Source organism: Streptomyces sp. NPDC018964 (genome assembly GCF_044390325.1).
Taxonomy (GTDB): Bacteria; Actinomycetota; Actinomycetes; order Streptomycetales; family Streptomycetaceae; genus Streptomyces.
In genome coordinates this window covers 339,817-365,665 of record NZ_JBIRYZ010000008.1, presented here as the reverse complement: position 1 = coordinate 365,665, position 25,849 = coordinate 339,817, and the positions used below count along the sequence as shown (strand labels likewise).

At 71.2% G+C, this 25,849-nt stretch carries 27 protein-coding genes and 1 pseudogene; 9 read left to right on the top strand and 19 right to left on the bottom strand.

The window, feature by feature from the left end; all coding sequences use genetic code 11:
* Positions 1 to 110: 110 nt before the first annotated feature.
* Entirely contained in the window at positions 111 to 461 is a 351-nt protein-coding gene (locus ACH5AO_RS16910) for a DUF3618 domain-containing protein (RefSeq protein WP_398925227.1), read from the bottom strand.
* Positions 458 to 874, bottom strand: coding sequence for a phage holin family protein (locus ACH5AO_RS16905; RefSeq protein WP_398925225.1), 417 nt, complete (start codon positions 872 to 874; stop codon positions 458 to 460). The genes ACH5AO_RS16910 and ACH5AO_RS16905 overlap by 4 nt, the downstream gene beginning before the upstream one ends.
* A gap of 131 nt (positions 875 to 1,005) precedes the next feature.
* On the opposite strand from ACH5AO_RS16905, the gene dapA reads away from it, so the two are divergent.
* Complete coding sequence (gene dapA / locus ACH5AO_RS16900; RefSeq protein ID WP_398925223.1) at positions 1,006 to 1,899, top strand: 4-hydroxy-tetrahydrodipicolinate synthase; 894 nt, start codon at positions 1,006 to 1,008, stop codon at positions 1,897 to 1,899.
* Positions 1,900 to 1,905: 6 nt separating this feature from the next.
* On the opposite strand, the gene ACH5AO_RS16895 is transcribed toward dapA, so the two are convergent.
* The 13 genes from ACH5AO_RS16895 to ACH5AO_RS16835 form a co-directional block, all read right to left on the bottom strand.
* The gene (locus ACH5AO_RS16895; RefSeq protein ID WP_398925221.1) at positions 1,906 to 3,135 is read right to left on the bottom strand and encodes a WD40 repeat domain-containing protein; all 1,230 of its coding nucleotides are present in this window, start codon (positions 3,133 to 3,135) and stop codon (positions 1,906 to 1,908) included.
* Complete coding sequence (locus ACH5AO_RS16890) at positions 3,132 to 3,692, bottom strand: SigE family RNA polymerase sigma factor (protein WP_398925219.1); 561 nt, start codon at positions 3,690 to 3,692, stop codon at positions 3,132 to 3,134. The genes ACH5AO_RS16895 and ACH5AO_RS16890 overlap by 4 nt, the downstream gene beginning before the upstream one ends.
* Positions 3,693 to 3,860: 168 nt before the next feature.
* The gene (locus tag ACH5AO_RS16885) at positions 3,861 to 4,100 is read right to left on the bottom strand and encodes a hypothetical protein (RefSeq protein ID WP_398925215.1); all 240 of its coding nucleotides are present in this window, start codon (positions 4,098 to 4,100) and stop codon (positions 3,861 to 3,863) included.
* A 137-nt stretch (positions 4,101 to 4,237) separates the two neighbouring features.
* A complete protein-coding gene (gene dapD / locus ACH5AO_RS16880) occupies positions 4,238 to 5,227 on the bottom strand; it encodes a 2,3,4,5-tetrahydropyridine-2,6-dicarboxylate N-succinyltransferase (RefSeq protein WP_398925213.1) in 990 nt (329 codons plus the stop codon).
* A 293-nt stretch (positions 5,228 to 5,520) separates the two neighbouring features.
* On the bottom strand, positions 5,521 to 5,841 hold the full coding sequence (locus ACH5AO_RS16875; protein WP_398925211.1) for a DMT family transporter: 321 nt from the start codon (positions 5,839 to 5,841) through the stop codon (positions 5,521 to 5,523).
* Positions 5,842 to 5,921: 80 nt separating this feature from the next.
* Positions 5,922 to 6,254 (bottom strand): metal-sulfur cluster assembly factor, encoded by a 333-nt coding sequence (locus tag ACH5AO_RS16870; protein ID WP_004989638.1) that lies wholly within the window; start codon positions 6,252 to 6,254, stop codon positions 5,922 to 5,924.
* On the bottom strand, positions 6,251 to 6,715 hold the full coding sequence (sufU, locus tag ACH5AO_RS16865; protein WP_093546387.1) for a Fe-S cluster assembly sulfur transfer protein SufU: 465 nt from the start codon (positions 6,713 to 6,715) through the stop codon (positions 6,251 to 6,253). The genes ACH5AO_RS16870 and sufU overlap by 4 nt, the downstream gene beginning before the upstream one ends.
* An 11-nt stretch (positions 6,716 to 6,726) precedes the next feature.
* The gene (locus tag ACH5AO_RS16860) at positions 6,727 to 7,983 is read right to left on the bottom strand and encodes a cysteine desulfurase (protein ID WP_398925208.1); all 1,257 of its coding nucleotides are present in this window, start codon (positions 7,981 to 7,983) and stop codon (positions 6,727 to 6,729) included.
* Complete coding sequence (gene sufC / locus ACH5AO_RS16855) at positions 7,980 to 8,744, bottom strand: Fe-S cluster assembly ATPase SufC (protein WP_398925206.1); 765 nt, start codon at positions 8,742 to 8,744, stop codon at positions 7,980 to 7,982. Before sufC ends, ACH5AO_RS16860 begins: the two co-directional genes overlap by 4 nt.
* Before the next feature lie 7 nt (positions 8,745 to 8,751).
* Positions 8,752 to 9,069 (bottom strand): non-heme iron oxygenase ferredoxin subunit, encoded by a 318-nt coding sequence (locus ACH5AO_RS16850; RefSeq protein WP_398925204.1) that lies wholly within the window; start codon positions 9,067 to 9,069, stop codon positions 8,752 to 8,754.
* Entirely contained in the window at positions 9,066 to 10,250 is a 1,185-nt protein-coding gene (gene sufD / locus ACH5AO_RS16845; protein ID WP_398925202.1) for a Fe-S cluster assembly protein SufD, read from the bottom strand. The genes ACH5AO_RS16850 and sufD overlap by 4 nt, the downstream gene beginning before the upstream one ends.
* A gap of 58 nt (positions 10,251 to 10,308) precedes the next feature.
* Entirely contained in the window at positions 10,309 to 11,730 is a 1,422-nt protein-coding gene (gene sufB, locus ACH5AO_RS16840) for a Fe-S cluster assembly protein SufB (protein ID WP_217136248.1), read from the bottom strand.
* Positions 11,727 to 12,440, bottom strand: coding sequence for a helix-turn-helix transcriptional regulator (locus ACH5AO_RS16835; protein ID WP_398925200.1), 714 nt, complete (start codon positions 12,438 to 12,440; stop codon positions 11,727 to 11,729). The genes sufB and ACH5AO_RS16835 overlap by 4 nt, the downstream gene beginning before the upstream one ends.
* A gap of 257 nt (positions 12,441 to 12,697) precedes the next feature.
* Here ACH5AO_RS16835 and ACH5AO_RS16830 point away from each other — a divergent pair, with 257 nt between their 5' ends.
* From ACH5AO_RS16830 to ACH5AO_RS16820, 3 genes are read left to right on the top strand one after another with little or no spacing between them, the layout of a single operon-like run.
* Positions 12,698 to 13,621, top strand: coding sequence for an ABC transporter ATP-binding protein (locus ACH5AO_RS16830; RefSeq protein WP_398925198.1), 924 nt, complete (start codon positions 12,698 to 12,700; stop codon positions 13,619 to 13,621).
* Between the two features lie 50 nt (positions 13,622 to 13,671).
* Positions 13,672 to 14,388: an ABC transporter permease gene (locus ACH5AO_RS16825; RefSeq protein ID WP_398925253.1), complete on the top strand. Its 717-nt coding sequence runs from the start codon at positions 13,672 to 13,674 to the stop codon at positions 14,386 to 14,388.
* A 53-nt stretch (positions 14,389 to 14,441) separates the two neighbouring features.
* On the top strand, positions 14,442 to 15,470 hold the full coding sequence (locus ACH5AO_RS16820) for a heme A synthase (protein ID WP_398925196.1): 1,029 nt from the start codon (positions 14,442 to 14,444) through the stop codon (positions 15,468 to 15,470).
* Here ACH5AO_RS16820 and ACH5AO_RS16815 read toward each other — a convergent pair.
* From ACH5AO_RS16815 to ACH5AO_RS16800, 4 genes and pseudogenes are all read right to left on the bottom strand, one after another.
* A pseudogene (locus tag ACH5AO_RS16815) lies at positions 15,428 to 16,161 on the bottom strand (nucleotidyltransferase). The gene ACH5AO_RS16820 and the pseudogene ACH5AO_RS16815 overlap by 43 nt on opposite strands.
* 18 nt (positions 16,162 to 16,179) lie before the next feature.
* Entirely contained in the window at positions 16,180 to 17,286 is a 1,107-nt protein-coding gene (locus ACH5AO_RS16810) for an amidohydrolase family protein (protein ID WP_398925194.1), read from the bottom strand.
* Between the two features lie 167 nt (positions 17,287 to 17,453).
* Entirely contained in the window at positions 17,454 to 17,786 is a 333-nt protein-coding gene (locus ACH5AO_RS16805) for a hypothetical protein (RefSeq protein WP_398925192.1), read from the bottom strand.
* Between the two features lie 93 nt (positions 17,787 to 17,879).
* Positions 17,880 to 18,866, bottom strand: a complete 987-nt coding sequence (locus ACH5AO_RS16800) for a heme o synthase (RefSeq protein WP_398925190.1) — start codon at positions 18,864 to 18,866, stop codon at positions 17,880 to 17,882.
* A 343-nt stretch (positions 18,867 to 19,209) separates the two neighbouring features.
* Here ACH5AO_RS16800 and tkt point away from each other — a divergent pair, with 343 nt between their 5' ends.
* Genes tkt through pgl form a run of 5 tightly spaced genes read left to right on the top strand, consistent with a single transcriptional unit; the run spans position 19,210 to position 25,809 of the window.
* Positions 19,210 to 21,297, top strand: coding sequence for a transketolase (tkt, locus tag ACH5AO_RS16795; protein WP_398925188.1), 2,088 nt, complete (start codon positions 19,210 to 19,212; stop codon positions 21,295 to 21,297).
* A 34-nt stretch (positions 21,298 to 21,331) separates the two neighbouring features.
* On the top strand, positions 21,332 to 22,450 hold the full coding sequence (gene tal, locus ACH5AO_RS16790) for a transaldolase (protein ID WP_398925186.1): 1,119 nt from the start codon (positions 21,332 to 21,334) through the stop codon (positions 22,448 to 22,450).
* 4 nt (positions 22,451 to 22,454) lie between these two features.
* The gene (gene zwf, locus ACH5AO_RS16785) at positions 22,455 to 23,978 is read left to right on the top strand and encodes a glucose-6-phosphate dehydrogenase (protein WP_398925184.1); all 1,524 of its coding nucleotides are present in this window, start codon (positions 22,455 to 22,457) and stop codon (positions 23,976 to 23,978) included.
* Entirely contained in the window at positions 23,975 to 25,027 is a 1,053-nt protein-coding gene (gene opcA, locus ACH5AO_RS16780) for a glucose-6-phosphate dehydrogenase assembly protein OpcA (protein ID WP_398925182.1), read from the top strand. Before zwf ends, opcA begins: the two co-directional genes overlap by 4 nt.
* A complete protein-coding gene (pgl, locus tag ACH5AO_RS16775; RefSeq protein ID WP_398925180.1) occupies positions 25,024 to 25,809 on the top strand; it encodes a 6-phosphogluconolactonase in 786 nt (261 codons plus the stop codon). The genes opcA and pgl overlap by 4 nt, the downstream gene beginning before the upstream one ends.
* Positions 25,810 to 25,849 lie beyond the last annotated feature (40 nt).

Here is a 25,849-nt window from a genome sequence, read left to right as displayed (position 1 = left end):
CCCCACAATACCCCCCCCCCCCCGGGGGTGGCCCCCGTTCCCCCCGGCCCCCGGGGGGGGGGGGGGGGGGGGGGGGGGCCCCCCCCCCCCCCGCCGCGGGCGGCGCCGCCTCAGCAGCGGTGGCGCCGCACCATCACCGCGCCCACGACGACCGCGACCACCGCACCGGTGATCATCGCCGGCTTGCGGTACCGCAGGCCGGCCTTCCCGGCGTGCGCCGCGCTGCTCCGCATCTGCACGGTCATCGCCCCGGCCCGGTCCCGGAGGTCCTCGGCCCGGGCCCGCGCCCTCCCCTTGATGTCCATCTTCCCGGCCAGTTCCTCGACGGTGTCGCCGAGTTCGTGGCGGGTCCGCTCGATCTGCCGCCGCAGTTCGTCCGGCCCCTTGGCCCCGCGTCCCGTCGCCGCGGCCTCCGCCTTCGCGTCCACGTGGGCCCCCGCGCGCCTCATGTCGTGCGTCATCGGTGCGCCCTCCCCTTGATCTCCTCGACATCGGCCTTCACGCTGCCCATGGTCCGCTCGGGTTTGGGCGGCGTGGCCCGGCGCAGTTGTCCGCGACCGGCGAGAGCGAGCACACCGGCGACGGCGAACAGCAGCCCCGTGACGATGAGCGCCGCCGCCCACAGCGGCAGCACCAGGTCCAGCGCGGCGACACCCGTGCCGGCCAGCGCGAGCAGCCCCGCGTAGCCGAACGCTCCCGCCGCACCCAGCATCCCGCCGCCGCGCCCCGCACGGCGCCCCTTCTCCGCAAGTTCCTCCTTGGCGAGGGCCACTTCCTGCCGTGCGAGCCGGGAGATCTGCTCGGTGGCCTGCCCGACGAGCTCGCCCACGCTGTGCTCGTCACGAACCGGCCGTCGCTCCATGGTTCCGGTCACGATGCGCCTCCTCTCAGGTCGGGACCCCGAGTACCCCCGGCGTCCCGCCCCTATCCATGAAGCAACGCTTACCCATACCCGACACCACATTTAAGTGGACCTTCACAACCGGTCGGCGGAGACTACCCCCCATGACCTCCAGGACCCCGCCCCTCGGCCGCACCCTGTGCGCGATGATCACCCCGTTCACCCCCGTCGGCGCGCTCGACCCGGACGGCGCCCAGCGCCTGGCCGACCACCTGGTCACCCACGGCTGCGACGGCCTGGTCCTCTCCGGAACCACGGGTGAGTCCCCCACCACCACCGACGCGGAGAAGTCGTCCCTCATCAGGGCGGTACGCCAGGCCGTCGGCACCCGGGCGACGATCGTCGCGGGCATCGGCACCCCCGACACGGCCCACACCGTACGACTGGCCCGCGAGGCGGAGAGGGCCGGCGCGGACGCCCTCCTGGTGTCGGCCCCGTACTACAGCAGGCCCCCGCAGGACGCGGTCGAGGCCCACTTCCTCGACGTCGCGGAGGCCACCTCCCTCCCCCTCGCCCTGTACGACATCCCGTCCCGCACCGGCGTCCGCATCGAACCGGACACCCTCCTGCGCCTGGCGGAACACCCGCGCGTCCGGGCGGTCAAGGACTGCTCCCACGACTTCCTGGCCGCCCAGAAGGTCATGTCCCGCACCGGCCTCGCGTACTACGCGGGCTGCGACGAACACAACCTGGCCCTCTACGCGGTGGGCGCCGCCGGCTGCGTCAGCACGGTCGCCAACGTGGCCCCCGCCCGCATCCGCGCCGTACTGGACGCCTTCGACGCGGGCGACACGGCCCGCGCGGCACACCTCCAGCGGCGGACGACGCCCCTGATCGAGGCGATGATGGCGGACGGCCTCCCCGGCACGGTCACCGCGAAGGCCCTCCTCACCGCCCTGGGTCTCCCCGCGGGCCCGGTCCGCCCGCCCCTGAGGCCCGCCGGCCGCGGGACGACCGACGGGCTCAGGGCGGCGTACGACGGCCTGACGGCCGCCTGACCCGCCTCACCGCCGTACGAACACCGGCTCCCACCGCCCCTTCGTGTCGTCCTTGGGCGACCGGAACCCGCTCAGCGGAACCACCTTGTCGCTGCCCACGGTGACCAGCACCAGCCGCTGGTGGAATTCATTGCCGTCGGCGCCGATGTCCCAGGCGACGAGCGAGTCGCTGTCGGCCCAGGCCAGCAGTTGCTGTCCGCGGATCTCGGCGACCTGCCTCCCGGTGCGGGGGTCGAGGATCCAGGAGGACGTCTTGCGGGTCTTCCCCGCGAAGTCACCGGCGAGCCTGCGCCCGTCCGGCGACAGACCGGCGTCGACGTGCCAGACCCGGTGCGCCTCGCGGGGCGGGGGCGCGACGGCGTCTCCGTCGAGGTCGAAGTAGTCCAGGGGAATCTCCACGGAGATCCGCCCCGCCCAGACGAAGCGGCCGTCGGCGCTGAAGGCGAAGTCCTGGCGGGAGTTGATGAGGCCCGCCGGGCTCATCGGATCGTCGTTGGTCCCGACCTCGGTCCAGGACCCCGTGCCCGAGGCCACGTCGATGACCTGGAACCCGTTCCGGGAGGAGATTTCCCGCGCCTGCCATCCGCCGGCCGTCCCGTCGGGGTTCTCGGCCCGGTACTGCACATCGGGGTTCTCGCCGTACGTCGTCGCCACGAGCTTGCGACCGTCCGGGGAGAAGGCCAGGCCCGCGACCTCGTGGTCGACCGGGATCCACCGCTCGACCTCGCCGCTGGCGAGGTCGAGCAGCCCGATGCGCCCGGCGGGCAGCTCCCGCTCCAGCACGGCCGCGGTCCGCAGCCCGGGGGCCACGGCGACGAACGACCACCGGTCGTCCTTCTCGTACTTCCCGGTCCCCGGGTCGAGCAGCCAGTAGGTGCGCTCGGAGGTCCTGCGGTCCTCGGCCAGGCGCACCTTCTCGGTGGTGAAGTACGCGGCCATCGCCACCTCCCCGGCGGCCAGCAGGTCCCGCGGCGGCGACTGACCGGCCCGGGCGGTGATCCCGCCCTGTTCCACTCCACCGCCCGAGGGCCGCACCCCCTCCCCGCCGGAGTACAGCGCGGGCACCCCCACCGAGACCGCGATCACGGCCGCCGTCGCGGCGGCCATGGCGGCGAGCCCGCGCATGCGGCGCCGCCGCCGCACCGCCAGCACCCGGTCGGCGAACCCCGGGCCGGGCGCGGTCAGTTCCGCCGCCTGTTCACGCAACGCGTCACGCACGAGTTCGTCGACGTTCACGACCGCACCTCCACGGGCGAGTGGTCACCGGACGGCCGTCGCTCGGCCTCGGACCGGCCGAGGGAGCGCAGTTCGGGCGCGAGGGCGCGCAACCGGGCCAGGGAACGGTGGGTGGTGGACCGCACGGTGCCCACCGAGCAGCCCAGGATGCGGGCCACCTCGGCCTCGGGCAGGTCCTCGAAGTACCGCAGCACCAGTACGGTGCGCTGGCGCGCGGTCAGCCGGGCCAGCGCGCCCCGCATCAGCAGGCGCAGCTCCGCGTCGGCCGAGGCGGCGTCCCCGTCCGTGCCGGCTTCCGGCGGTTCGGCCACGCTGAGTTCCCGCCCGCGCCGTTTCAGCCGCCAGCGGCTGATCTGCTGCCGGTAGAGGATCTGCCGTACGTACGCCTCGGGTTCGTCGATGCGGTGCCAGCGGCCCGCCGCCTTGATCAGCGCGTTCTGCAGCAGGTCCTCGCCCGCGTGCCGGTCGCCGCCGCTCAGCAGGACCGCGGTCTTCAGCAGCGCGGGCGACCGGTTCGCCACGAACTCCCGGAAACTCTCCTGCGCCTGGGCATCCATCGTCACCTTCTCTTCACCCGGGTGCGGGCCCTGTGTCCGCTCCCCGCTCCTCTAGGGACGCGCGCGGGTGCCTCCCGCTATGTCACCGCACAGCGGAAACACAAAAAGAGGCGGTCCGGACCGCGGCGCACTCTCACACGCCGCGGTCCGGACCGCCGGATCGCCCCCTCAGTCCCAGGCGTACCCGTCCCCGAACAGCAGGGTGTGTTCCAGTACGTCCTCGGCGGGGTCGTCGATCTGACCGGCGTTGGCGTTGATCAGCCCGACGCGGTGACCGTTGTGGGAGGCCGTGTTGGTCTCGTCCGCGTGTGCGGAACTGGCCAGTGTGCCGCACAGCATCAGCACGGACACCACTCCCATCACTCCGACCGCACAGCGGACCACGCCCCACACCCACTCGTTCGTCATCGCCCGTTCGTCCCCATTTCTGTATGTCAGTCGTCCCGGCTTCTGATCGGACCCTGTGTCCACCCGTTCATCTGCCAAAACGACCCCGAAGACACGGGGAGTAACCCGTACGGGGGCGTACGGGGGTGACGGCCGGCTCAGTTGTGGCTGTGCAGGACCTCGTTCAGACCACCCCAGACCGCGTTGTTCGGGCGGGCCTCGACCGTGCCGGTGACGGAGTTGCGGCGGTAGAGGATGTGGGAGGCGCCGGACAGTTCACGGGCCTTGACGATCTGGCCGTCGGGCATGGTGACACGAGTGCCCGCGGTGACGTACAGGCCGGCCTCGACCACGCACTCGTCACCGAGGGCGATGCCGACGCCCGCCTCGGCGCCGACCAGGCAGCGCTCGCCGATGGTGATGCGCACGTTGCCGCCGCCGGAGAGGGTGCCCATGGTGGAGGCGCCGCCGCCGATGTCGGAGCCGTCGCCGATGACGACACCGGCCGAGATGCGGCCCTCGACCATCGACGTGCCGAGCGTGCCGGCGTTGAAGTTGACGAATCCCTCGTGCATGACGGTGGTGCCCTCGGCGAGGTGCGCGCCGAGCCGTACGCGGTCGGCGTCGGCGATGCGGACGCCCTTGGGGGCGACGTAGTCCGTCATGCGGGGGAACTTGTCGACGGAGGTGACGGCCAGGTGCAGGCCCTCGGCGCGGGCGTTGAGCCGCACCTTCTCGAGGTCGTCCACGGCGACCGGGCCGAGCGAGGTCCAGGCGACGTTGGCGAGGTGGCCGAAGACGCCGTCCAGGTTCTGGCCGTGCGGCTTGACCAGGCGGTGGGAGAGCAGGTGGAGGCGCAGGTAGACGTCGTGCGCGTCGACGGGCTTCTCGGCCAGCGAGGAGATGACCGTGCGGACCGCGACCACCTCGACGCCCCGGCGGGCGTCCGGCCCGATCGCCGCGAGGGCACTGCCGCCCAGGAGTTCCGCGGCCTGCTCGTCGGAGAGGCGCTCGGTGCCGGACGGGCCGGGCTCGTCGGCCAGGACGGGGGCGGGGAACCAGGTGTCGAGAACGGTGCCGTCGGCGGCGATGGTGGCGAGGCCGGCGGCCACCGCGCCGGAGGTGCTGTGAGCAGTCGTGTCGGTCATGAGGGCAACCTAACCAACCGGTGGCCACGGACGCGAACCGGTGCGGAGCACGTCTCGGCGTACGGTCCGCGCGGGGACCGGCCCCACCGGAAGACGCCCCGCCGGGGCGACACCCGGCCACCGGACAGCCCGCCCCGGAACGGCACACACGCCACCGGACAACCCGACCCGGAACCGGCACACCCCTGGCGTGACAACCCCACCCGGAGCACGACACACACCACCGCCGGACAGCCCCGTCCGGAACGGCACGCACGCCGTCGGACAGCCCCGTCCAAGACGACGCACCCTCGTCAGTGCGCCCCGCCCAGGTTGAGCACCACCACCCCGGCGATGATCAGCGCGATGCCGCCGGCCTTGGCGGCGGTGAGTCCCTCGCCCAGGAACATCGTGCCGATCACCGCGATGGCGGCCGTCCCGACCCCCGACCAGATGGCGTACGCCGTCCCGACCGACAGGGTCCTCAGGGTCTGCGCGAGCAGCGCGAACGCCACCAGGTACCCGGCGACGGTGACGACCGAGGGCCACAGCCGGGTGAATCCCTCGCTGTACTTCATGGCGGTCGTCCCGACCACTTCCGCTGCGATGGCTCCGGCGAGCAGTGCGTACCCCATGACGGTGATCGTAGCCAGGGACGATCACATGCGAGTGGCCCCCGGCACGATGCCGGGGGCCACTCGACCGAACCGCTCGCTCAGACGTTGAAGCCCAGCGCCCGCAGCTGCTCACGGCCGTCGTCCGTGATCTTGTCGGGGCCCCACGGCGGCATCCACACCCAGTTGATGCGCAGCTCGCTGACCAGACCGTCCGTGGCGGACTTGGCCTGGTCCTCGATGACGTCCGTCAGCGGGCAGGCCGCGGAGGTCAGGGTCATGTCGACGGTCGCCACGTTGGAGTCGTCGACGTGGATGCCGTAGATCAGGCCCAGGTTGACGACGTCGATGCCCAGCTCGGGGTCGACGACGTCCATCAGGGCCTCGCGGAGCTCCTCCTCCGAGGCCGGCTTCATCTCCACGGTCTCGCTCATGCCGTTGTCCTTTCGGCGTCGGCGCCCAGCGCCTGGGCCGTCGCGTCCTTCCACGCCATCCAGCTGAGGAGGGCGCACTTCACCCGGGCCGGGTACTTGGAGACCCCGGCGAACGCGACCGCGTCCTCCAGGACCTCCTCCATCGCGTCGTCGGGTTCGATCTTCCCCTTGGACTGCATCAGTTCCAGGAAGGTCCCCTGGATCTTCTGCGCCTCGGCCAGGTCCTTGCCGACCAGCAGGTCGTTCAGCACGGAGGCGGAGGCCTGGCTGATGGAACAGCCCTGCCCCTCGTAGCTGACGTCACTGATCGTCGTGCCGTCGTACTTCACGCGGAGCGTGATCTCGTCGCCGCACGTCGGGTTGACGTGGTGCACCTCGGCGTCGCCGTCCCTCAGACCACGCCCGTGCGGGTTCTTGTAGTGGTCCAGGATGACGTCCTGGTACATGGAGTCCAGCTTCACGCCTCAGCCCCTCATCCGAAGAAGTTCCGTACGTGCTCCAGGCCGTCGACCAGTGCGTCGATCTCGGCCGGCGTGGAGTACAGATAGAACGACGCTCGCGTGGTCGCGGGAATTCCGTACCGCAGGCAGACGGGCCGTGCGCAGTGGTGGCCGACCCGGACGGCGATGCCCTGTTCGTCGAGGACCTGGCCCACGTCGTGCGGGTGGATGTCACCCAGTGTGAACGAGATCGCGGCGCCGCGGTCCTCGGCCGTGGCGGGGCCGATGATGCGCAGGTCCGGGACCTCGGCCAGGCGCTTGACCGCGTACTCGGTGATGGCGTGCTCGTGGGCGAGGATCCTGTCCATGCCGATGGCCGACAGGTAGTCGATCGCCGCGCCGAGACCGACCGCCTGGGCGACCGGCGGGGTGCCCGCCTCGAACTTGTGCGGGGCCGGCGCGTAGGTCGACGAGCTCATCGACACGGTCTCGATCATCTCGCCGCCGCCGAGGAACGGGGGCAGGTCCTCCAGCAGCTCCTGGCGGCCCCAGAGCACGCCTATGCCGGTCGGGCCGCACATCTTGTGGCCGGTGAAGGCCACGAAGTCGGCCTGGAGGGCCTGGACGTCCAGCGGCATGTGCGGGGCGGCCTGGGAGGCGTCGACGCAGACCAGCGCGCCGACCTCCTGGGCGCGGCGCACGATCGCCTCGACCGGGTTGACCGTGCCCAGGATGTTGGAGACCAGCACGAAGGAGACGATCTTCGTCTTCTCGGTGATGATCTCGTCGATGTTGGAGAGGTCGAGCCGGCCGTCGTCGGTCAGCCCGAACCACTTCAGCTTCGCGCCGGTGCGCTGCGCGAGCAGCTGCCAGGGCACGATGTTGGAGTGGTGCTCCATCTCCGTGATGACGATCTCGGTCTCGTGGTCCACCCGGTAGGGCTCGTCGGCCCAGCCGAGCATGTTGGCCACGAGGTTGAGCGACTCGGAGGCGTTCTTGGTGAAGATCACCTCGTCGCGACTCGGCGCGTTGACGAACTCCGCGACCTTGTCGCGCGCGCCCTCGTACAGCGCCGTGGCCTCCTCGGCGAGCACATGCACACCGCGGTGGACGTTGGCGTTGTAGCGCTCGTAGTACTCGCTCAGGGCGTCCAGCACCTGGCGCGGCTTCTGCGAGGTCGCCGCGTTGTCCAGGTACACGAGCTTCCGCCCGTCGTGGACCTGCCGGTCCAGGATGGGGAAGTCCTTGCGGATCGCCTCGGTGTCGAGGAGGCCCGGCAGCTGTGTCACTCGGATGCGCCACCCTTCACGTATGTCTCGTAGCCCTCGTTCTCCAGCTTGTCCGCGAGCTCGGGGCCGCCCGACTCGACGATGCGGCCGCCGGCGAACACGTGGACGTGGTCGGGCTTGATGTAGCGCAGGATGCGCGTGTAGTGCGTGATCAGCAGGGTGCCGACCTCGCCGGACTCGCGGACGCGGTTGACGCCCTCGGAGACGATGCGCAGGGCGTCGACGTCCAGACCGGAGTCGGTCTCGTCGAGGATCGCGATGCTCGGCTTGAGCAGCTCGAGCTGGAGGATCTCGTGGCGCTTCTTCTCACCGCCGGAGAAGCCCTCGTTGACGTTGCGCTCGGCGAAGGCGGGGTCGATGGAGAGGCGCTCCATGGCCTCCTTGACCTCCTTCACCCAGGTGCGCAGCTTGGGGGCCTCGCCGCGGACGGCGGTGGCGGAGGTGCGCAGGAAGTTGGAGACCGAGACGCCGGGGACCTCGACCGGGTACTGCATGGCGAGGAACACGCCGGCGCGGGCGCGCTCGTCGACGGACATCTCCAGGACGTCCTCACCGTCGAGGGTGACGCTGCCGCCGGAGATCGTGTACTTGGGGTGACCGGCGAGCGCGTAGGCGAGGGTCGACTTGCCGGAGCCGTTGGGGCCCATGATGGCGTGCGTCTCGCCCTGCTTCACGGTGAGGTCGACGCCCTTGAGGATCTCCTTCGTGGCGTTGTCGGCCTCGACGGTGACGTGCAGGTCTCGGATTTCAAGCGTTGCCATGGGTGCCTCAGGACTCCTGGGTGAGGGAGACGAGCACGTCGTCCCCTTCGATCTTTACGGGGTATACGGGGACGGGGCGCGTCGCCGGGAGGGCGTCGGGCTTGCCGGAACGGAGGTCGAAACGCGAGCCGTGCAGCCAGCACTCGATGTGGCAGTCGTCCACCTCGCCCTCCGCGAGGGAGACGTTCGCGTGCGAGCAGATGTCGTGGATCGCGAACACCTCCCCCTCGGTGCGCACGAGGGAGACCGGCGTGCCGTCGAGTTCCACCCGCTTCGGGGTGTCCTCCTCCAGCTCGCTCAGCCCACAGGCGCGTACGAAGGTCATGCGACCGCCGCCTCCAGCTCCTCCTCGATCTTGGCGATCAGGCGCTCCTCGATGTCCGGGACGCCGATCTGCTGGACGAGTTCGGCGAAGAAGCCGCGGACCACCAGGCGGCGGGCGTCCTGCTCGGGGATGCCGCGGGCCATCAGGTAGAAGAGCTGCTCGTCGTCGAAGCGGCCGGTCGCGGAGGCGTGGCCGGCGCCGACGATCTCGCCGGTCTCGATCTCCAGGTTGGGAACGGAGTCGACGCGGGCGCCGTCGGTGAGGACCAGGTTGCGGTTCATCTCGTAGGTGTCGGTGCCCTCGGCCTTGGCCTCGATGAGGACGTCACCGATCCACACGGCGTGCGCGTCGTCGCCCTGGAGCGCGCCCTTGTAGGCGACGTTCGACTTGCAGTGCGGGACGTTGTGGTCGACCAGGAGGCGGTGCTCCTGGTGCTGGCCGGCGTCGGTGAAGTACAGGCCGAACAGTTCGGCCTCTCCGCCGGGGCCGGCGTAGACGACGCGCGGGTGGAGCCGGACCACGTCGCCGCCGAAGGTGACGACGACCGACTTGAAGGAGGCGTCGCGGCCGACGAGGGCGTTGTGCTGGCCCACGTGGACGGCCTTGTCGTCCCAGTCCTGGACGGAGACGACGGTCAGCTTGGCGCCGTCGCCGAGCAGGTACTCGACGTTGGCGGCGAGCACCGCGTCGCCGGTGTGGTCGATGACGACGACCGCCTCGGCGAAGGCGCCGAGCTCGATCACCTGGTGACCGTAGGCGGTGCCGCCCTCGCCGTGCACCGCGATGCGGATCGGCTCGGTGAGGACGGTCTCCTTGGGCACGGTCACGACCGAGGCCCGCTCGAAGGCGGAGTACGCCTGGGCGGCGACGCGGTCCACCGGGGCGCCCGCGCGGCCGAGCCGCGCGTCGTCGCGCCCGACGGTCTCGACGGTGACGCCCTCGGGCGCCTCGACGGTGACCTTGACGCCCTCGCCGGTGGCGGTGGCGGTGCCGTCGTGCAGGCCGCGCAGCCGCTCCAGCGGGGTGAACCGCCACTCCTCCTCGCGGCCGTGGGGGACGGGGAAGTCCGCCACGTCGAAGGACGGGGGCGCGCTCATGCGGGTGGCGACGGTCGACTCGGCGGCGACCGCGATCGAGCCCGCGGTGGTGGAACCCACGGGGATGTTCTGAGCCTCAGCCATGGCTGTCGTAGTGCTCGCTTTCCTTTGCGTAAGGGGCTTGACGGAACGGCGCTGGTGCCTAGCCGACCGCGCCTTCCATCTGCAGCTCGATCAGCCGGTTGAGTTCGAGCGCGTACTCCATCGGCAGTTCCTTGGCGATCGGCTCGACGAAGCCGCGCACGATCATCGCCATCGCCTCGAACTCGCTCAGGCCGCGGCTCATCAGGTAGAAGAGCTGGTCCTCGGAGACCTTGGAGACGGTCGCCTCGTGGCCCATGGACACGTCGTCCTCGCGGACGTCCACGTAGGGGTAGGTGTCCGAGCGGGAGATGGTGTCGACGAGCAGCGCGTCGCAGAGCACGTTGGACTTGGAGCCCGGGGCGCCCTCGCCGATCTCGATCAGACCGCGGTAGGAGGTGCGGCCGCCGCCGCGCGCCACCGACTTGGAGACGATGTTGGACGAGGTGTTGGGGGCCATGTGGACCATCTTGGCGCCCGCGTCCTGGTGCTGGCCCTCGCCGGCGAAGGCGATGGACAGCGTCTCGCCCTTGGCGTGCTCGCCCATGAGGTAGACGGCCGGGTACTTCATCGTCACCTTGGAGCCGATGTTGCCGTCGACCCACTCCATGGTCGCGCCCTCGTAGGCCACGGCGCGCTTGGTGACCAGGTTGTAGACGTTGTTCGACCAGTTCTGGATGGTCGTGTAGCGGCAGCGGGCGTTCTTCTTGACGATGATCTCGACGACCGCGGAGTGCAGCGAGTCCGACTTGTAGATCGGCGCGGTGCAGCCCTCGACGTAGTGCACGTAGGCGCCCTCGTCGACGATGATCAGGGTCCGCTCGAACTGGCCCATGTTCTCGGTGTTGATCCGGAAGTAGGCCTGGAGCGGGATCTCGACGTGCACGCCCGGCGGGACGTAGATGAAGGAGCCGCCCGACCACACGGCGGAGTTCAGCGACGCGAACTTGTTGTCACCGACGGGGATGACGGTCCCGAAGTACTCCTTGAAGAGCTCCGGGTGCTCCTTCAGCGCGGTGTCGGTGTCGAGGAAGATGACGCCCTGCTCCTCCAGGTCCTCGCGGATCTGGTGGTAGACGACCTCCGACTCGTACTGGGCGGCGACACCGGCGACGAGGCGCTTCTTCTCGGCCTCCGGGATGCCCAGCTTGTCGTAGGTGTTCTTGATGTCCTCGGGCAGGTCCTCCCAGGACTCCGCCTGCTTCTCCGTGGAGCGCACGAAGTACTTGATGTTGTCGAAGTCGATGCCGGAGAGGTCGGAGCCCCAGTTCGGCATGGGCTTCTTCTCGAACAGGCGCAGGCCCTTGAGGCGGAGCTTGGTCATCCACTCCGGCTCGTCCTTCTTCGCGGAGATGTCCCGGACGACTTCCTCGTTCAGGCCGCGGCGCGCCGACGCACCGGCCTCGTCACGGTCGGCCCAGCCGTATTCGTAGTTGCCCAGACCCTCCAGCTCGGGGTGGGCAGTCTCCGTGGGGAGAGTCATGCGGGGTTCCTCCCGGACGTGCTTTCAGATGCGTGGTGGGAAATCTTGGGGATGAACGTCGTACAGACGCCGTCGCCGTGCGCGATGGTGGCCAGTCGCTGCACATGCGTACCGAGAAGCTCGGCGAAAAATTCCGTCTCGGCCTCGCACAGCTGCGGGAACTTCTCGGCGGCGTGGGCGACCGGGCAGTGGTGCTGGCAGAGCTGCTCACCGACCGGCGCGCTGCGCGCAGTCGCAGCGTACCCGTCCGCGCTGAGGGCCTTGGCCAGGGCTTCCGTCCGGCTCTCGGGGGCCGCGGCCTCGACCGCCTTGCGGTAGGCGGCCGCCTGGGCGGCGATCCGGGCGCGGGCGAACGCGGCGATCGCCTCGTCGCCGCCCTCCCGCTCACCGATCCACCGCAGGGCGTCCACGGCCAGTGTGTCGTACGACTGGTCGAAGGCGTCCCGCCCGCAGTCGGTGAGGGCGAAGACCTTGGCCGGGCGCCCGCGCGTGCGCGCGCCGTACACGCGCCGCTCGCGCGCCTCCACGACGTTGTCGGCGGTCAGCGCGTCCAGGTGCCGGCGTACGGCCGCCTGGGTGAGCCCGAGCCGCTCGGCGAGCTCGGCGACGGTCGACGGGCCGTGGTCCAGGATGGAGCGGGCGACACGGTTGCGGGTGGACCGCTCACCGGTCGCCAGTTCCTCGTGAGGAGCCTCGCCGACGTTTTTCACAACGCCATTGTTGCGTAATTCATCCGGGCCGGGCAAGCCACGTCCGGACGGCCCCGAGGTGCGCTGCATCACTTAGGCATACCTAATTGACCTGCGGAAACGATCTTTGATCGATCAAATCCGCGAGGCCGGGTGCCGCCTCCGGGACACTCGGCGCCCCTGCCCGCACCCCCTCCGACCGGCCCTCTTGTCCCGTGGGGAGGAGTTCTCGCACCCGGCGCCCTGACGCCCCGGCCGCCTCCCTAGACTCGTGACCCATGCGAAGTGAGCCCGTGGTCCAGGTGCAGGCCCTGGTGAAGCGGTACGGCACGAAGACCGCGGTGGACGGCCTGGACCTGGAGGCCCGGCAGGGCGTGACCGCCGTGCTCGGCCCCAACGGGGCCGGCAAGACGACCACGGTCGAGACCTGCGAGGGGTACCGGCGGCCGGACTCCGGCACGGTGCGCGTCCTGGGCCTCGACCCGGTGCGGCAGTCCGCGGCGCTGCGGCCCCGCGTCGGGGTGATGCTCCAGTCCGGCGGCGTCTACTCGGGCGCACGGGCCGACGAGATGCTCCGGCACGTGGCGAAGCTGCACGCGCACCCGCTGGACGTGGACGCGCTGATCGAGCGCCTCGGGCTCGGCTCCTGCGGCCGTACGACGTACCGGCGGCTCTCCGGCGGCCAGCAGCAGCGGCTCGCGCTGGCGATGGCCGTGGTGGGGCGCCCGGAGCTGGTGTTCCTGGACGAGCCGACCGCCGGCCTCGACCCGCAGGCCCGTCGCGCCACCTGGGACCTGGTCCGGGATCTGCGCGCGGACGGCGTCTCCGTCATCCTCACCACCCACCACATGGACGAGGCCGAGCAGCTCGCCGACGACGTGGCGATCATCGACGCCGGCCGGGTCATCGCCCAGGGCTCCCCCGAGGAGCTGTGCAGGGGCGGTGCCGAGAACACGCTCCGCTTCTCCGGGAGGCCGGGGCTGGACGTGACGTCCCTGCTGAAGGCGCTGCCCCCCGACTCCTCGGGCGCCGAGGTGGCCCCGGGCTCGTACCGGATCGTCGGCCGGATCGACCCGCAGCTGCTCGCCACGGTGACGTCCTGGTGCGCGCAGCACGGGGTGATGCCGGACCGGATCTCGGTGGAACGGCACACCCTCGAAGACGTTTTCCTGGAGCTGACCGGCAAGGAGCTGCGTTCGTGACCGCCACCGGCGCCTACTCACCGAAGCCGGGCGCGGCACCCCTGGCCCGCATGATCGCCGCGCAGGCCGCGCTCGAGACGAAGATGCTGCTGCGCAACGGCGAGCAACTGCTGCTGACGGTGATCATCCCCACGCTGCTGCTGGTGCTGTTCAGCACCGTGGACGTGGTGGACACCGGAGAGGGCGAGGCGGTGGACTTCCTCGCCCCGGGCGTCCTCGCGCTCGCGGTGATGTCCACGGCGTTCACCGGGCAGGCCATCGCGACCGGCTTCGAACGCCGGTACGGCGTGCTGAAGCGGCTGGCCTCGTCACCGCTGCCGCGCTGGGGCCTGATGACCGCGAAGACGCTGTCGGTGCTGGTCACCGAGGTCCTCCAGGTGATCCTCGTGACGGTGATCGCCCTCGCGCTCGGCTGGGACCCGCGGGGCGGCCCCGTCCCGGTGTTCCTGCTGCTGGTCCTGGGCACGGCGGCCTTCTCCGGGCTGGGCCTGCTGATGGCGGGCACGCTCAAGGCGGAGGCGACGCTCGCCGCCGCCAACCTGGTCTTCCTGCTGCTGCTCGTCGGCGGCGGGGTGGTCGTGCCGCTGGACAGGTTCCCGGACGCGGCCCAGGACGTGCTGGGCCTGCTGCCGATCTCCGCGCTGTCGGAGGGCCTGCGGGACGTGCTCCAGCACGGCGCCGGGATGCCCTGGGGCAGCCTCGGGATCCTCGCCGTGTGGGCGGTCGCGGGTCTCGCGGCGGCCGGGAAGTTCTTCCGCTGGGAGTAGCGGCGATGGCCGAGACGGACCCTCGTGAAAGCGTGCACAAGCGACGTCCTACGATGGGACGCGTGCCAAACGTGACCCGCGCCGACGCCCAGGCGGCCCTGCGCAACCCGCTCGCCTTCATCGCCGCACGCTGGACCCCGGACCCCCGGACCGTCCGCCGGGCGGCCCTCGCCGCGCTCGTCATGGCGGTCGTCATCGTGGTCACCGGCGGTGCCGTACGCCTGACCGGCTCCGGCCTGGGCTGCCCGACCTGGCCCAAGTGCACCGACGACTCCCTCACCACGACCAGCGAGATGGGCCTGCACGGCGTCATCGAGTTCGGCAACCGCCTGCTGACGTACGTGCTGTGCGCGGCCGTCGGCTGGGCGATCATCGCCGCGCGTTCGGAGAAGCCGTACCGGCGCGGCCTGACCCGGCTGGGCTGGGCGCAGTTCTGGATCGTGATGAGCAACGCCGTCCTCGGCGGCATCGTCGTACTCGTCGGCCTCAACCCGTACACGGTCGCGGCGCACTTCGTGGCGACGGCGGCCCTCATCGCGGTGGCCGCGGTGATGTGGCACCGCACCCGGGAGGGCGACGGAGCCCCGCGGCCCCTGGTCGGCAAGGCCGTCCAGCAGCTGGTGTGGGTCCTCACCGGCGTCTCCGTGCTGCTCATCCTGGTCGGCACCGTGGTCACCGGCGCCGGTCCGCACGCGGGCGATTCCAGCGAGGTCCCGCGGATGCCGGTCGACTGGGAGACGGTGAGCAAGGCACACGCCGTACTGGCGTGGATCGTGGTGACGCTGACGTTCGCCCTGTGGTTCGTCCTGAAGGCGGTCGACGCCCCCAGGGGCCCGCTGGCCCGTACCCGCGAGCTGTTCCTGATCCTGCTCGGGCAGGGAGCCATCGGCTACGTGCAGTACTTCACCGACCTCCCCGAGGTCCTGGTCGGTCTGCACATGTTCGGCTCGAGCGTGATGTGGATCTGGGTGGTCCTGGTCCTGCTGTCGCTGCGCGAGCGCCCGGCGGCGACGGTGCCGGACGCGGCCGTACCGGCCGCTCAGGAGCCCGCCACCAGCGCGTCGATCGCCGGCCCCAGGTAGTCCCGGGTCAGCCGGGCCCGGCGTACGGTCCACTCCTCGGCGGGCGGCGCGGCATCGCCGTAGCGCCGCCTCCGGATGTCCTCGACGACCTCGCCGGGCGCGCCGAGGCCGGGCAGGACGTCCAGGGCCTCCCGCTTGGTGATCAGGCGGCCCTCGCGGAGGGTGACGGTGACGCGGGCGAAGGTCAGCAGGCCCAGGTCGACCCACACGTCCTGGGTCCAGTTGGCGGCCCGGTCCACCTCCCGCCGCCAGTAGTCGCGCTGGTCGCGCACCACGAAGTCGGCGAGTTCGCCGTCCGGCACCGGCGGCAGTACGTCCGCGGGCGGCACCCCGTGCAGGACCCGGCCGAAGGTGTGCAGCTCGGTCCGGGTGACCGGGGTGACGGTGCGCCGGAACAGTTCCTCCTGCGCCCAGGTGAGATGGCGCCGCCCGGCGCCCGCCGCGGTGTCCGGGGTGAGGTAGGTGCAGTGCAGCCGGTCGGCGAGCGGCTCGGCCCGCAGCCGCGCGTGCAGCAGCGCGACGCGCCACGCCGTCCGGGCCGTGACCGGGTGGTCCAGGACCGCGATCACGTCCAGATCGCTGCGGCCCTCCACGTAGTCGCCGCCGGCCAGTGAGCCGTGCGCCCACACGGCGACGGGGCGAGCGGTGCCAGGCCGGTGAGGAAGCGGTCGAGCAGTGCGTCGGTCGGCATTCGCCCAGCTTTCACATCTCAGCCGAGGTTGTACACCCGGCCCGCGTTCCCCGAGGCGATCAGGCCGGCCACCCGCTGGGCGTCGTCGAGCGACCACGCGCCCTCGGCGACCCAGGTGCCCAGCACCCGGCCGAGGGCCTCGCGGAACAGGTGGGCGCCGACGACGTGCAGCTCGGGCAGGCCGCGGGCGCCGCTGGAGAAGAGGATCTTGCCGAAGGGTGCGAGTTCCAGGATCTCCGCGAGGACGGTCGCGGCGCGGGCGCCGGTGCGGACCAGGGCGGCGCCGCAGTCGGCGTAGACGTGCGGGAAGACGCCGGCGAGGTGGGCGGCGTGGCGGTGGTACGGGTAGCCGTGCAGCAGCACGAGGTCGGTGCCGAGACCGGCGGTGGCCCGGACGAAGTCGGCGAGCAGGACCGGGTCGGTGCGGTCGATGCGGGCGCTCGGCGCGGCGAGACCGGCGTGGAGCTGGACGGGCCGGCCCGAGGCGACGGCGATCCACAGCAGGTGCCGGAGCAGCACGGGGTCGCTCAGTTCGTCCCCGACCCGGCGTGCGGCCAGCCAGCGCCCCGCCGCGCCGCGCACCTCGCCCGGTCCGGGCGGCTCGGGGGCGAGCGCCAGGCCGTGTCGTACGCCGGCGACGGAGGTGAAGGCGACGGCGTGCGCGGCGGCGCCGTGCACGGACTCGGCGAGGTTGGCGAGGAAGGACTCGACGGTGCCGGAGGTGTCGGCGACCTGTTCGGCGAGCTGTTCCAGGCGGACGATCTCGTGGGCCTCGGCGTCCCCGGCCGTGCCCAGTTCGGCGGGGCCGGTGAGGTCGCCGGGCAGCCCGGTGTCGACGAGGTAGGCGGTGATGCCGCTGCCGCGCAGCAGCCGGCGCCCGGCCTCGAGCACGCCGAGTTCACGGCGCCGGGCGAGGTAGCGGGCGGGCGGGCAGTGCGGCTCCAGACCGAGCAGGGGCGGGCACCAGCGGCGTACGGCGAAGCCGGTCTGGGTGTCGAAGAGGGTGGTGCCGGGGGCGGGCGGGCCCTCGGTCCTGGCGAGCTGGGCCTCGAAGGTGCCGAGGCCCAGTTCCGTGCGGAGCACTCCGTGGCAGTGCTGGTCCACGAGTGAGGGTGTTTCGATCATCCGGAGCTCCCCCGGGACGGGACCGTGTGTCGGTGCTTCACACGTCCTAACGCGTGAACCCCGGAAGAGGTCGCGCGTCCGCCGGGTGCGGGTCGTCCGTGGTGGAGCGCGCCCACGCGGCGGAACCGCGCACGGGTGCGGTCCCGCGCCCCGGGGCGGGCCGCCGCTCAGCCGTTGGAGGGGCCGCCGACCTGGATGCCCGCCATGCGGCTCCACTCGTACGGGCCCGTCCTCACCTTCGACGCGAACTCGCCGTCGAAGTTCTCGTGGACGGTGATGCCCGCCTTCTCGACGGCCTTCTCGGCGATCTCCACGGACGGGGCGAACACGTCGCCCCAGTCGCCGTCCTCACCGACGAGGACGATGCGGGCGCCGCGCTGTCCGAGGTACGCGACCTGGCCCTCGGCGCCGCCGTGCGCCTTGGCGAAGCCGCCGATCTGCTTGGCGAGCCGGGCCGCCTTCTGCTCGGCCTTCGGGTCCACCTGCTGCGTGTCTGCCATGACCAGGATGCTACCGACGGGTAGATCGAACGGCGACGGGCGGGGTCCGTGGCCTTGGCCACGCGCCCCGCCCGATCGGCGTGTGAGGAGCGGTTACCGCAGGAACGGGTCCACCGCGACGGCCACGAAGAGCAGCGACACATAGGTGATGGACCAGTGGAACAGGCGCATCTCCTTCAGCTTGCCGCCCGTCACCTCGGCCTTCGCGCGGTTCAGCAGCGCGTGCGCCTCCCACAGCCACCAACCGCCCGCCGCCAGGGCGACCGCCGTGTAGAACCAGCCGGTGTAGCCCAGCGGGGTGAGCAGCAGCGACACCACGACCATGACCCAGCTGTAGAGCACGATCTGCTTGGCGACCGCCTTGTTGCCGGCGATGACCGGCAGCATCGGCACGCCGACGCGCGCGTAGTCGTCCTTCACCTTCATGGACAGCGGCCAGTAGTGCGGCGGCGTCCAGAAGAAGATGACGAGGAAGAGGATGACCGGCGCCCACGACAGCGAGTCGGTGACCGCGGACCAGCCGATCAGCACCGGCATGCAGCCGGCGATGCCGCCCCACACGATGTTCTGCGACGTGCGCCGCTTGAGGATCATCGTGTAGACGACGACGTAGAAGAGGAGCGCGCCGAGGGAGAGCCACGCGGACAGCCAGTTGACGGCGAGCCCGAACATCAGGGTCGACACGACCGCCAGGGTGATACCGAAGGCCAGGCATTCGCGCGGGCTGACCATGCCGGTCACCAGCGGACGCTGGGAGGTGCGGTCCATCAGCGCGTCGATGTCGCGGTCGATGTACATGTTGAGCGCGTTCGCGCCGCCCGCGGAGAGGTAGCCGCCGACGCAGGTCAGCAGCACCAGTCCCAGGTCGGGCACGCCCTGCTGCGCCAGGAACATCACCGGGACGGTGGTGATGAGCAGCAGCTCGATGATCCGCGGCTTGGTGAGAGCCACGAATGCCATCACACGGGCCCCGAACGGCCGATGGGCAGGGCTCTGACTCGTCCCCAGCACCCCCTCCCCCAGAGCCTTAAGGGCCTGGGAGGTACCCCCAGGACGGGATTCAACGGCCGTCACGCACACCCCTACAGAGATTCCAGCAAGCCTCCCCGCGTGAAGCGGGGGTAAAGGCTCGCGCGTACCACGCCACTGTAGACGTTGCCCAGACCCGGGCATCCGCGGGGGTCCGCTCGTGTTGGAAGACCTCCTCCGAGGTGCGCCCGGAAGCTCGATTGAGCACCCCGATGAGCGGCTCCGTATTCATCTGTCGAACGGGGAAAACGGACCGGTCAGGAGGCGGATCCACGGGAGTGCCCGCACTCTGGAACGACCCGGGAGAAGGCACGTCCTACGGGGGTAGGCTCGACCACGCCGGTGGGCAGTCACCGGCCGTCCGAATCCATGTGGAGAGGAGCCCTGACTCAGGGTGAGCACCAAGCCGACCAGCACAGACCTCGAGTGGACCGAGTTGGACCAGCGGGCCGTCGACACCGCCCGCGTCCTGGCCGCCGATGCCGTACAGAAGGTCGGCAACGGCCATCCGGGTACGGCGATGAGCCTGGCACCTGCCGCCTACACCCTCTTCCAGAAGGTGATGCGGCACGACCCGTCGGACGCCGACTGGGTCGGGCGCGACCGTTTCGTCCTGTCCGCCGGTCATTCGTCCCTGACCCTGTACACCCAGCTGTACCTGGCCGGCTTCGGCCTGGAGCTGGACGACCTGAAGGCGTTCCGCACCTGGGGCTCGAAGACGCCGGGCCACCCGGAGTACGGGCACACCACGGGCGTGGAGACCACGACCGGCCCGCTGGGCCAGGGCGTCGCCAACGCCGTGGGCATGGCGATGGCCGCCCGCTACGAGCGCGGCCTGTTCGACCCGGAGGCCGCCGCGGGCGAGTCGCCGTTCGACCACTTCGTCTACTGCATCGCCGGTGACGGCTGCCTCCAGGAGGGCATCTCCGCCGAGGCGTCCTCGCTGGCCGGGCACCAGAAGCTGGGCAACCTGGTGCTGCTGTGGGACGACAACCACATCTCGATCGAGGGCGACACGGAGACGGCCGTCTCCGAGGACGTCGTCAAGCGGTACGAGGCCTACGGCTGGCACGTCCAGCGGGTGGCCCCGAAGCCGGACGGCGACCTGGACCCGAACGCGATCTACGACGCGATCCAGGAGGCGAAGAAGGTCACGGACAGGCCGTCCTTCATCGCCATGCGCTCGATCATCGCCTGGCCCGCGCCGAACGCGCAGAACACCGAGGCCGCGCACGGCTCGGCGCTCGGCGACGACGAGGTGGCGGCCACCAAGCGCGTGCTGGGCTTCGACCCGGAGAAGTCCTTCGAGGTCGCCGACGAGGTCATCGGTCACACCCGCAAGGCGCTGGAGCGGGGCCAGGCGGCCCGCGCGGTGTGGGAGAAGTCCTTCCAGCAGTGGCGGGACAACAACCCCGGGCGTGCCGCCGAGTACGACCGGATCGCCGCCGGTGAGCTGCCCGAGGGCTGGCAGGAGAAGATCCCGGTGTTCGAGCCGGGCAAGGGCGTGGCCACCCGTGCCGCGTCCGGCAAGGTGCTCCAGGCGCTCGGCGCGGTGATCCCGGAGCTGTGGGGCGGCTCGGCCGACCTGGCCGGCTCCAACAACACCACGATCGACAAGACGTCGTCGTTCCTCCCGGTCGGCAACCCGCTGCCCGAGGCGAACCCGTACGGGCGCACGATCCACTTCGGCATCCGCGAGCACGCCATGGCCGCCGAGATGAACGGCATCGCGCTGCACGGCAACACCCGGGTCTACGGCGGCACCTTCCTGGTGTTCTCCGACTACATGCGCAACGCGGTGCGCCTGTCGGCGCTGATGCACCTGCCGGTGACGTACGTGTGGACGCACGACTCCATCGGCCTCGGCGAGGACGGCCCGACCCACCAGCCGGTCGAGCACCTGGCCTCGCTGCGCGCCATCCCCGGCCTGAACGTGGTCCGCCCCGCGGACGCCAACGAGACCGCGATCGCCTGGCGGGAGATCCTCAGCCGCTGGACGAAGGAGTTCGGCAAGGGCACCCCGCACGGTCTGGCGCTGACCCGCCAGGGCGTGCCGACGTACGAGCCCAACGAGGACGCGGCCAAGGGCGGCTACGTCCTGTTCGACGCGGAGGGCGGCGAGCCGGAGGTCGTCCTGATCGCGACCGGCTCGGAGGTGCACGTCGCCGTCGAGGCGCGCGAGCGGCTCCAGGCCGACGGTGTGCCCACGCGCGTGGTGTCCATGCCGTCGGTGGAGTGGTTCGAGGAGCAGGACCAGGGGTACCGGGACAGCGTCCTGCCGCCGGCCGTCAAGGCACGCGTGGCCGTCGAGGCCGGCATCGGTCTCACCTGGCACAAGTACGTCGGGGACGCCGGCCGGATCGTCTCCCTGGAACACTTCGGCGCCTCCGCCGACGGCAAGCTGCTGTTCGAGGAGTTCGGCTTCACCGCCGAGAACGTGGCAGCCGTCGCGCGGGAATCGATCGCCGCGGCCCAGCGCTGACGCCCATACACGACACGTAGGAGATGGAATTTCCATGACGGACGCACTCAAGCGCCTTTCCGACGAAGGCGTCGCGATCTGGCTGGACGACCTGTCGCGCAAGCGGATCACGTCCGGCAACCTCGCCGAGCTGATGGACCAGCAGCACGTCGTGGGCGTCACCACCAACCCGACGATCTTCCAGAAGGCGATCTCCGAGGGCGACGGCTACGACACGCAGCTGGCCGACCTCGCCGCCCGCAAGGTCACCGTCGAAGAGGCCATCCGCATGATCACCACGGCGGACGTCCGCGACGCCGCCGACATCCTGCGGCCGGTCTTCGACGCCACCGGCGGCCAGGACGGCCGGGTCTCGATCGAGGTCGACCCGCGGCTGGCGCACGACACCCGCGCGACGGTAGCCGAGGCCAAGCAGCTCGCGTGGCTGGTGGACCGGCCCAACACGCTCATCAAGATCCCGGCGACCGAGGCCGGCATCCCGGCGATCGCCGAGGTCATCGGTCTGGGCATCAGCGTCAACGTGACGCTGATCTTCTCCCTGGAGCGCTACCGCAAGGTCATGGACGCGTTCCTGACCGGCCTGGAGAAGGCCAAGGAGCGCGGCCTGGACCTGTCGAAGATCCACTCCGTGGCGTCCTTCTTCGTGTCCCGCGTGGACACCGAGATCGACAAGCGGATCGACGCGCTCGGCACCGACGAGGCCAAGGCGCTGCGCGGCAAGGCCGCCATCGCCAACGCGCGCCTGGCCTACCAGGCGTACGAGGAGGTCTTCTCGACCGACCGCTGGAGCGCGCTGGAGCGCGAGGGCGCCAACAAGCAGCGTCCGCTGTGGGCGTCGACCGGTGTGAAGGACAAGGCGTACAAGGCCACGATGTACGTCGACGAGCTGGTGGCGCCGAACACGGTGAACACCATGCCGGAGGCGACGTTGTTCGCCACCGAGGAGCAGGGCGAGATCCGGGGCGACGCCGTCTCGGGCACCTACGAGCAGGCCCGTGCCGACCTGGACGCGGTCGAGGCGCTCGGCATCTCGTACGACGAGGTGGTGCAGCTCCTCGAGGACGAGGGCGTCGACAAGTTCGAGGGCTCCTGGAACGACCTGCTGAAGTCGACCGAGGCGGAGCTCCAGCGCCTCGCCCCCGCGGAGGGCTGAGACCTTGTCGAGCAGCAACCCGCTGCGTGACCCCGCCGACCGACGGCTCCCGCGTATCGCGGGGCCGTCGGGCCTGGTCATCTTCGGTGTGACGGGCGACCTGTCCCGCAAGAAGCTGATGCCGGCCGTGTACGACCTCGCCAACCGGGGCCTGCTGCCGCCGGGCTTCTCACTGGTGGGGTTCGCCCGCCGGGAGTGGGCGAACGAGGACTTCGCCCAGGAGGTCCACGACGCGGTCAAGGAGCACGCCCGCACCCCCTTCCGCGAGGAGGTCTGGCAGCAGCTCATCCAGGGCATGCGCTTCGTGCAGGGCACCTTCGACGACGACGAGTCGTTCGAGCGGCTGCGCGACACGATCGAGGAGCTGGACAAGGCGCAGGGCACGGGCGGCAACTTCGCCTTCTACCTGTCGGTGCCGCCGCGTTCCTTCCCGGTGGTCATCCAGCAGCTGAAGAAGCACGGGCTGGCCGACCAGAAGGACGGCTCCTGGCGCCGCGCGGTGATCGAGAAGCCGTTCGGGCACGACTTGAAGTCGGCCGAGGAACTGAACGCGATCGTCCACGAGGTCTTCGCCCCGGACCAGGTCTTCCGCATCGACCACTACCTGGGCAAGGAGACGGTCCAGAACATCCTGGCGCTGCGCTTCGCCAACACGATGTTCGAGCCGATATGGAACCGGTCGTTCGTCGACCACGTGCAGATCACCATGGCCGAGGACATCGGCATCGGCGGCCGGGCCGGCTACTACGACGGCATCGGCGCCGCCCGTGACGTCATCCAGAACCACCTCCTCCAGCTCATGGCGCTGACCGCGATGGAGGAGCCGGCCTCCTTCGACGCGGACGCGCTGGCCGCGGAGAAGACCAAGGTGCTCGGTGCCGTGCGGCTGCCGAAGGACCTGGGCCGGGACACCGTGCGCGGGCAGTACGCGGCCGGCTGGCAGGGCGGCGCGAAGGCGGTCGGGTACCTGGAGGAGGAGGGCATCGACGCCTCCTCGAAGACCGACACCTACGCGGCGATCAAGCTGGGCATCGACAACCGCCGCTGGGCGGGCGTCCCCTTCTACCTGCGCACCGGCAAGCGGCTGGGCCGCCGGGTCACCGAGATCGCGGTGGTGTTCCAGCGGGCGCCGCACTCCCCCTTCGACACGACGGCCACCGAGGAGCTGGGCTCCAACGCGATCGTCATCCGCGTCCAGCCGGACGAGGGCGTCACGGTCCGGTTCGGCTCCAAGGTGCCGGGCACGTCGATGGAGATCCGGGACGTGTCGATGGACTTCGCCTACGGCGAGTCGTTCACCGAGTCCAGCCCGGAGGCGTACGAGCGCCTGATCCTGGACGTCCTGCTCGGTGACTCCAACCTCTTCCCGCGCACGGAGGAGGTCGAGCTGTCCTGGAAGATCCTCGACCCGATCGAGGAGTACTGGGACACCAACGGCAGGCCGGCCCAGTACCCGGCCGGGACGTGGGGACCCGTCGAGGCGGACGAAATGCTCGAGCGAGACGGACGGAGCTGGCGCCGGCCATGAAGACAGACCTCACGGACACCACGGCCAGCAAGATCAACAAGGCGTTGGTGCAGGCCCGCCGGGCCATCGGCACCCCGGCCGTCGGCATGGTGCTCACGCTGGTCATCGTCACGGACGAGGAAAACGCCTACGACGCGCTGAAGGCGGCCGGCGACGCCTCGCGCGAGCACCCCTCGCGCACGCTGGTGGTCGTCAAGCGCGTCTCCCGCTCCCCCCGTGACCGCACCCAGTCCCGCCTCGACGCCGAGGTGCGGGTGGGGGCGGACGCCGGCACCGGCGAGACCGTCGTGCTGCGCCTGTACGGCGAGGTCGTCGACCACGCCCAGTCGGTGGTGCTGCCGCTGCTGCTGCCGGACGCCCCGGTGGTGGTGTGGTGGCCGGTCAACGCCCCGCTGGACCCGGCGAAGGACCCGCTGGGCGCGCTGGCCCAGCGCAGGGTGACCGACACCTACGCCTGCGAGAAGCCGGTGGAGGAGCTCGCGGCCCGCGCCGCCGCCTACACCCCCGGCGACACGGACCTGTCGTGGACCCGCATCACGCCCTGGCGTTCGATGCTGGCGGCGGCGCTGGACCAGATCGCCTGCGAGGTGCAGGGCGTCGAGGTGGAGGGCGAGGAGTTCAACCCGAGCTGCGAGCTGCTGGCGATGTGGCTCGCGGACCGGCTGGACGTCCCCGTCAGGCGCTCCCGCTCCGCCGGGCCTGGGCTCACGGCGGTCCGCATGGACACCGACTGCGGGCCGATCGTGCTGGACCGTGCCGACGGTTCGCTGGCGACGCTGTCCATCCAGGGTCAGCCGAAGCGTGCGGTGGCACTGAAGCGCCGCGACACGGCGGAGCTGATCGCGGAGGAGCTGCGCCGCCTGGACCCGGACGACACGTACGCCTCGGCGCTGCGCTACGGCGTGGATCGCCTGAAGTCGTCGGGTGAGGGTGACGCTCCGGCCAAAGGAGAACGGGAAGCGGTCCCGGCTCCCGTCGAGTCGGCTGCGAAAGCTCCCGCGGCCGAGGCGACGGCGCAGGCCCCGGTGAAGAAGGCGGCGGCGAAGTGAGTACGGCACCGCAGCTGGTCGTGCACCGGGACAAGGAGCTGATGGCGCAGGCCGCGGCGGCCCGGCTGATCACGAGGATCGTGGACGCGCAGGCCTCGCGGGGTGCGGCGTCCGTGGTCCTGACCGGCGGCCGCAACGGCAACGGCCTGCTGGCCGCGCTGGCGGCCGCCCCGGCTCGGGACGCGATCGACTGGGCCCGGCTCGACCTGTGGTGGGGCGACGAACGCTTCCTGCCGGAGGGCGACCCGGAGCGCAATGTCACCCAGGCCCGTGAGGCGCTGCTGGACGCGGTGCCGCTGGACCCGAAGCGCGTGCACGCCATGCCCGCGTCGGACGGCCCGCACGGCGCGGACGTGGACGCGGCGGCGGCGGCCTACGCGGAGGAACTGGCCGCGGCCGCGGTCCCGGAGAACCACGCGTCCGTCCCCGCCTTCGACGTCCTGATGCTGGGGGTCGGCCCGGACACGCACGTGGCGTCCCTGTTTCCGGAACTCCCGGCGGTCCGGGAGACGGAACGCACGGTGGTGGGCGTCCACGGCGCCCCGAAGCCCCCGCCGACGAGGGTCACCCTGACCCTCCCCGCGATCCGGGCGGCCCGGGAGGTCTGGCTGCTGGCGGCCGGCGAGGACAAGGCGGAGGCGGCGGAGATCGCCCTGGCGGGTGCGGGTGAGATCCAGGCTCCGGCGGCGGGCGCGTACGGCCGCAGCCGCACCCTGTGGCTGCTGGACAGGGCGGCGGCGTCACGGCTGCCGCGGGAGCTGTATCCGGCGGCGTCGGCGTAGGCGGGTCCGGCGGTGGGGAACGAGCCGTTTGACTCGCCCC

Bases quoted from the DNA above. Each gene is read 5' to 3' on its own strand.
- ACH5AO_RS16805 (WP_398925192.1), bottom strand. From the start codon at position 17,786: ATGGCAGACACGCAGCAGGTGGACCCGAAGGCCGAGCAGAAGGCGGCC.
- ACH5AO_RS16825 (WP_398925253.1), top strand. From the start codon at position 13,672: ATGATCGCCGCGCAGGCCGCGCTCGAGACGAAGATGCTGCTGCGCAAC.
- opcA (WP_398925182.1), top strand. From the start codon at position 23,975: ATGAAGACAGACCTCACGGACACCACGGCCAGCAAGATCAACAAGGCG.
- ACH5AO_RS16885 (WP_398925215.1), bottom strand. From the start codon at position 4,100: ATGACGAACGAGTGGGTGTGGGGCGTGGTCCGCTGTGCGGTCGGAGTG.
- ACH5AO_RS16830 (WP_398925198.1), top strand. From the start codon at position 12,698: ATGCGAAGTGAGCCCGTGGTCCAGGTGCAGGCCCTGGTGAAGCGGTAC.
- tal (WP_398925186.1), top strand. From the start codon at position 21,332: ATGACGGACGCACTCAAGCGCCTTTCCGACGAAGGCGTCGCGATCTGG.
- sufC (WP_398925206.1), bottom strand. From the start codon at position 8,744: ATGGCAACGCTTGAAATCCGAGACCTGCACGTCACCGTCGAGGCCGAC.
- ACH5AO_RS16875 (WP_398925211.1), bottom strand. From the start codon at position 5,841: ATGGGGTACGCACTGCTCGCCGGAGCCATCGCAGCGGAAGTGGTCGGG.
- sufD (WP_398925202.1), bottom strand. From the start codon at position 10,250: ATGGCTGAGGCTCAGAACATCCCCGTGGGTTCCACCACCGCGGGCTCG.
- sufB (WP_217136248.1), bottom strand. From the start codon at position 11,730: ATGACTCTCCCCACGGAGACTGCCCACCCCGAGCTGGAGGGTCTGGGC.
- ACH5AO_RS16890 (WP_398925219.1), bottom strand. From the start codon at position 3,692: ATGGATGCCCAGGCGCAGGAGAGTTTCCGGGAGTTCGTGGCGAACCGG.
- ACH5AO_RS16810 (WP_398925194.1), bottom strand. From the start codon at position 17,286: ATGATCGAAACACCCTCACTCGTGGACCAGCACTGCCACGGAGTGCTC.
- ACH5AO_RS16850 (WP_398925204.1), bottom strand. From the start codon at position 9,069: ATGACCTTCGTACGCGCCTGTGGGCTGAGCGAGCTGGAGGAGGACACC.
- ACH5AO_RS16820 (WP_398925196.1), top strand. From the start codon at position 14,442: ATGGGACGCGTGCCAAACGTGACCCGCGCCGACGCCCAGGCGGCCCTG.
- dapA (WP_398925223.1), top strand. From the start codon at position 1,006: ATGACCTCCAGGACCCCGCCCCTCGGCCGCACCCTGTGCGCGATGATC.
- ACH5AO_RS16870 (WP_004989638.1), bottom strand. From the start codon at position 6,254: ATGAGCGAGACCGTGGAGATGAAGCCGGCCTCGGAGGAGGAGCTCCGC.
- dapD (WP_398925213.1), bottom strand. From the start codon at position 5,227: ATGACCGACACGACTGCTCACAGCACCTCCGGCGCGGTGGCCGCCGGC.
- ACH5AO_RS16910 (WP_398925227.1), bottom strand. From the start codon at position 461: ATGACGCACGACATGAGGCGCGCGGGGGCCCACGTGGACGCGAAGGCG.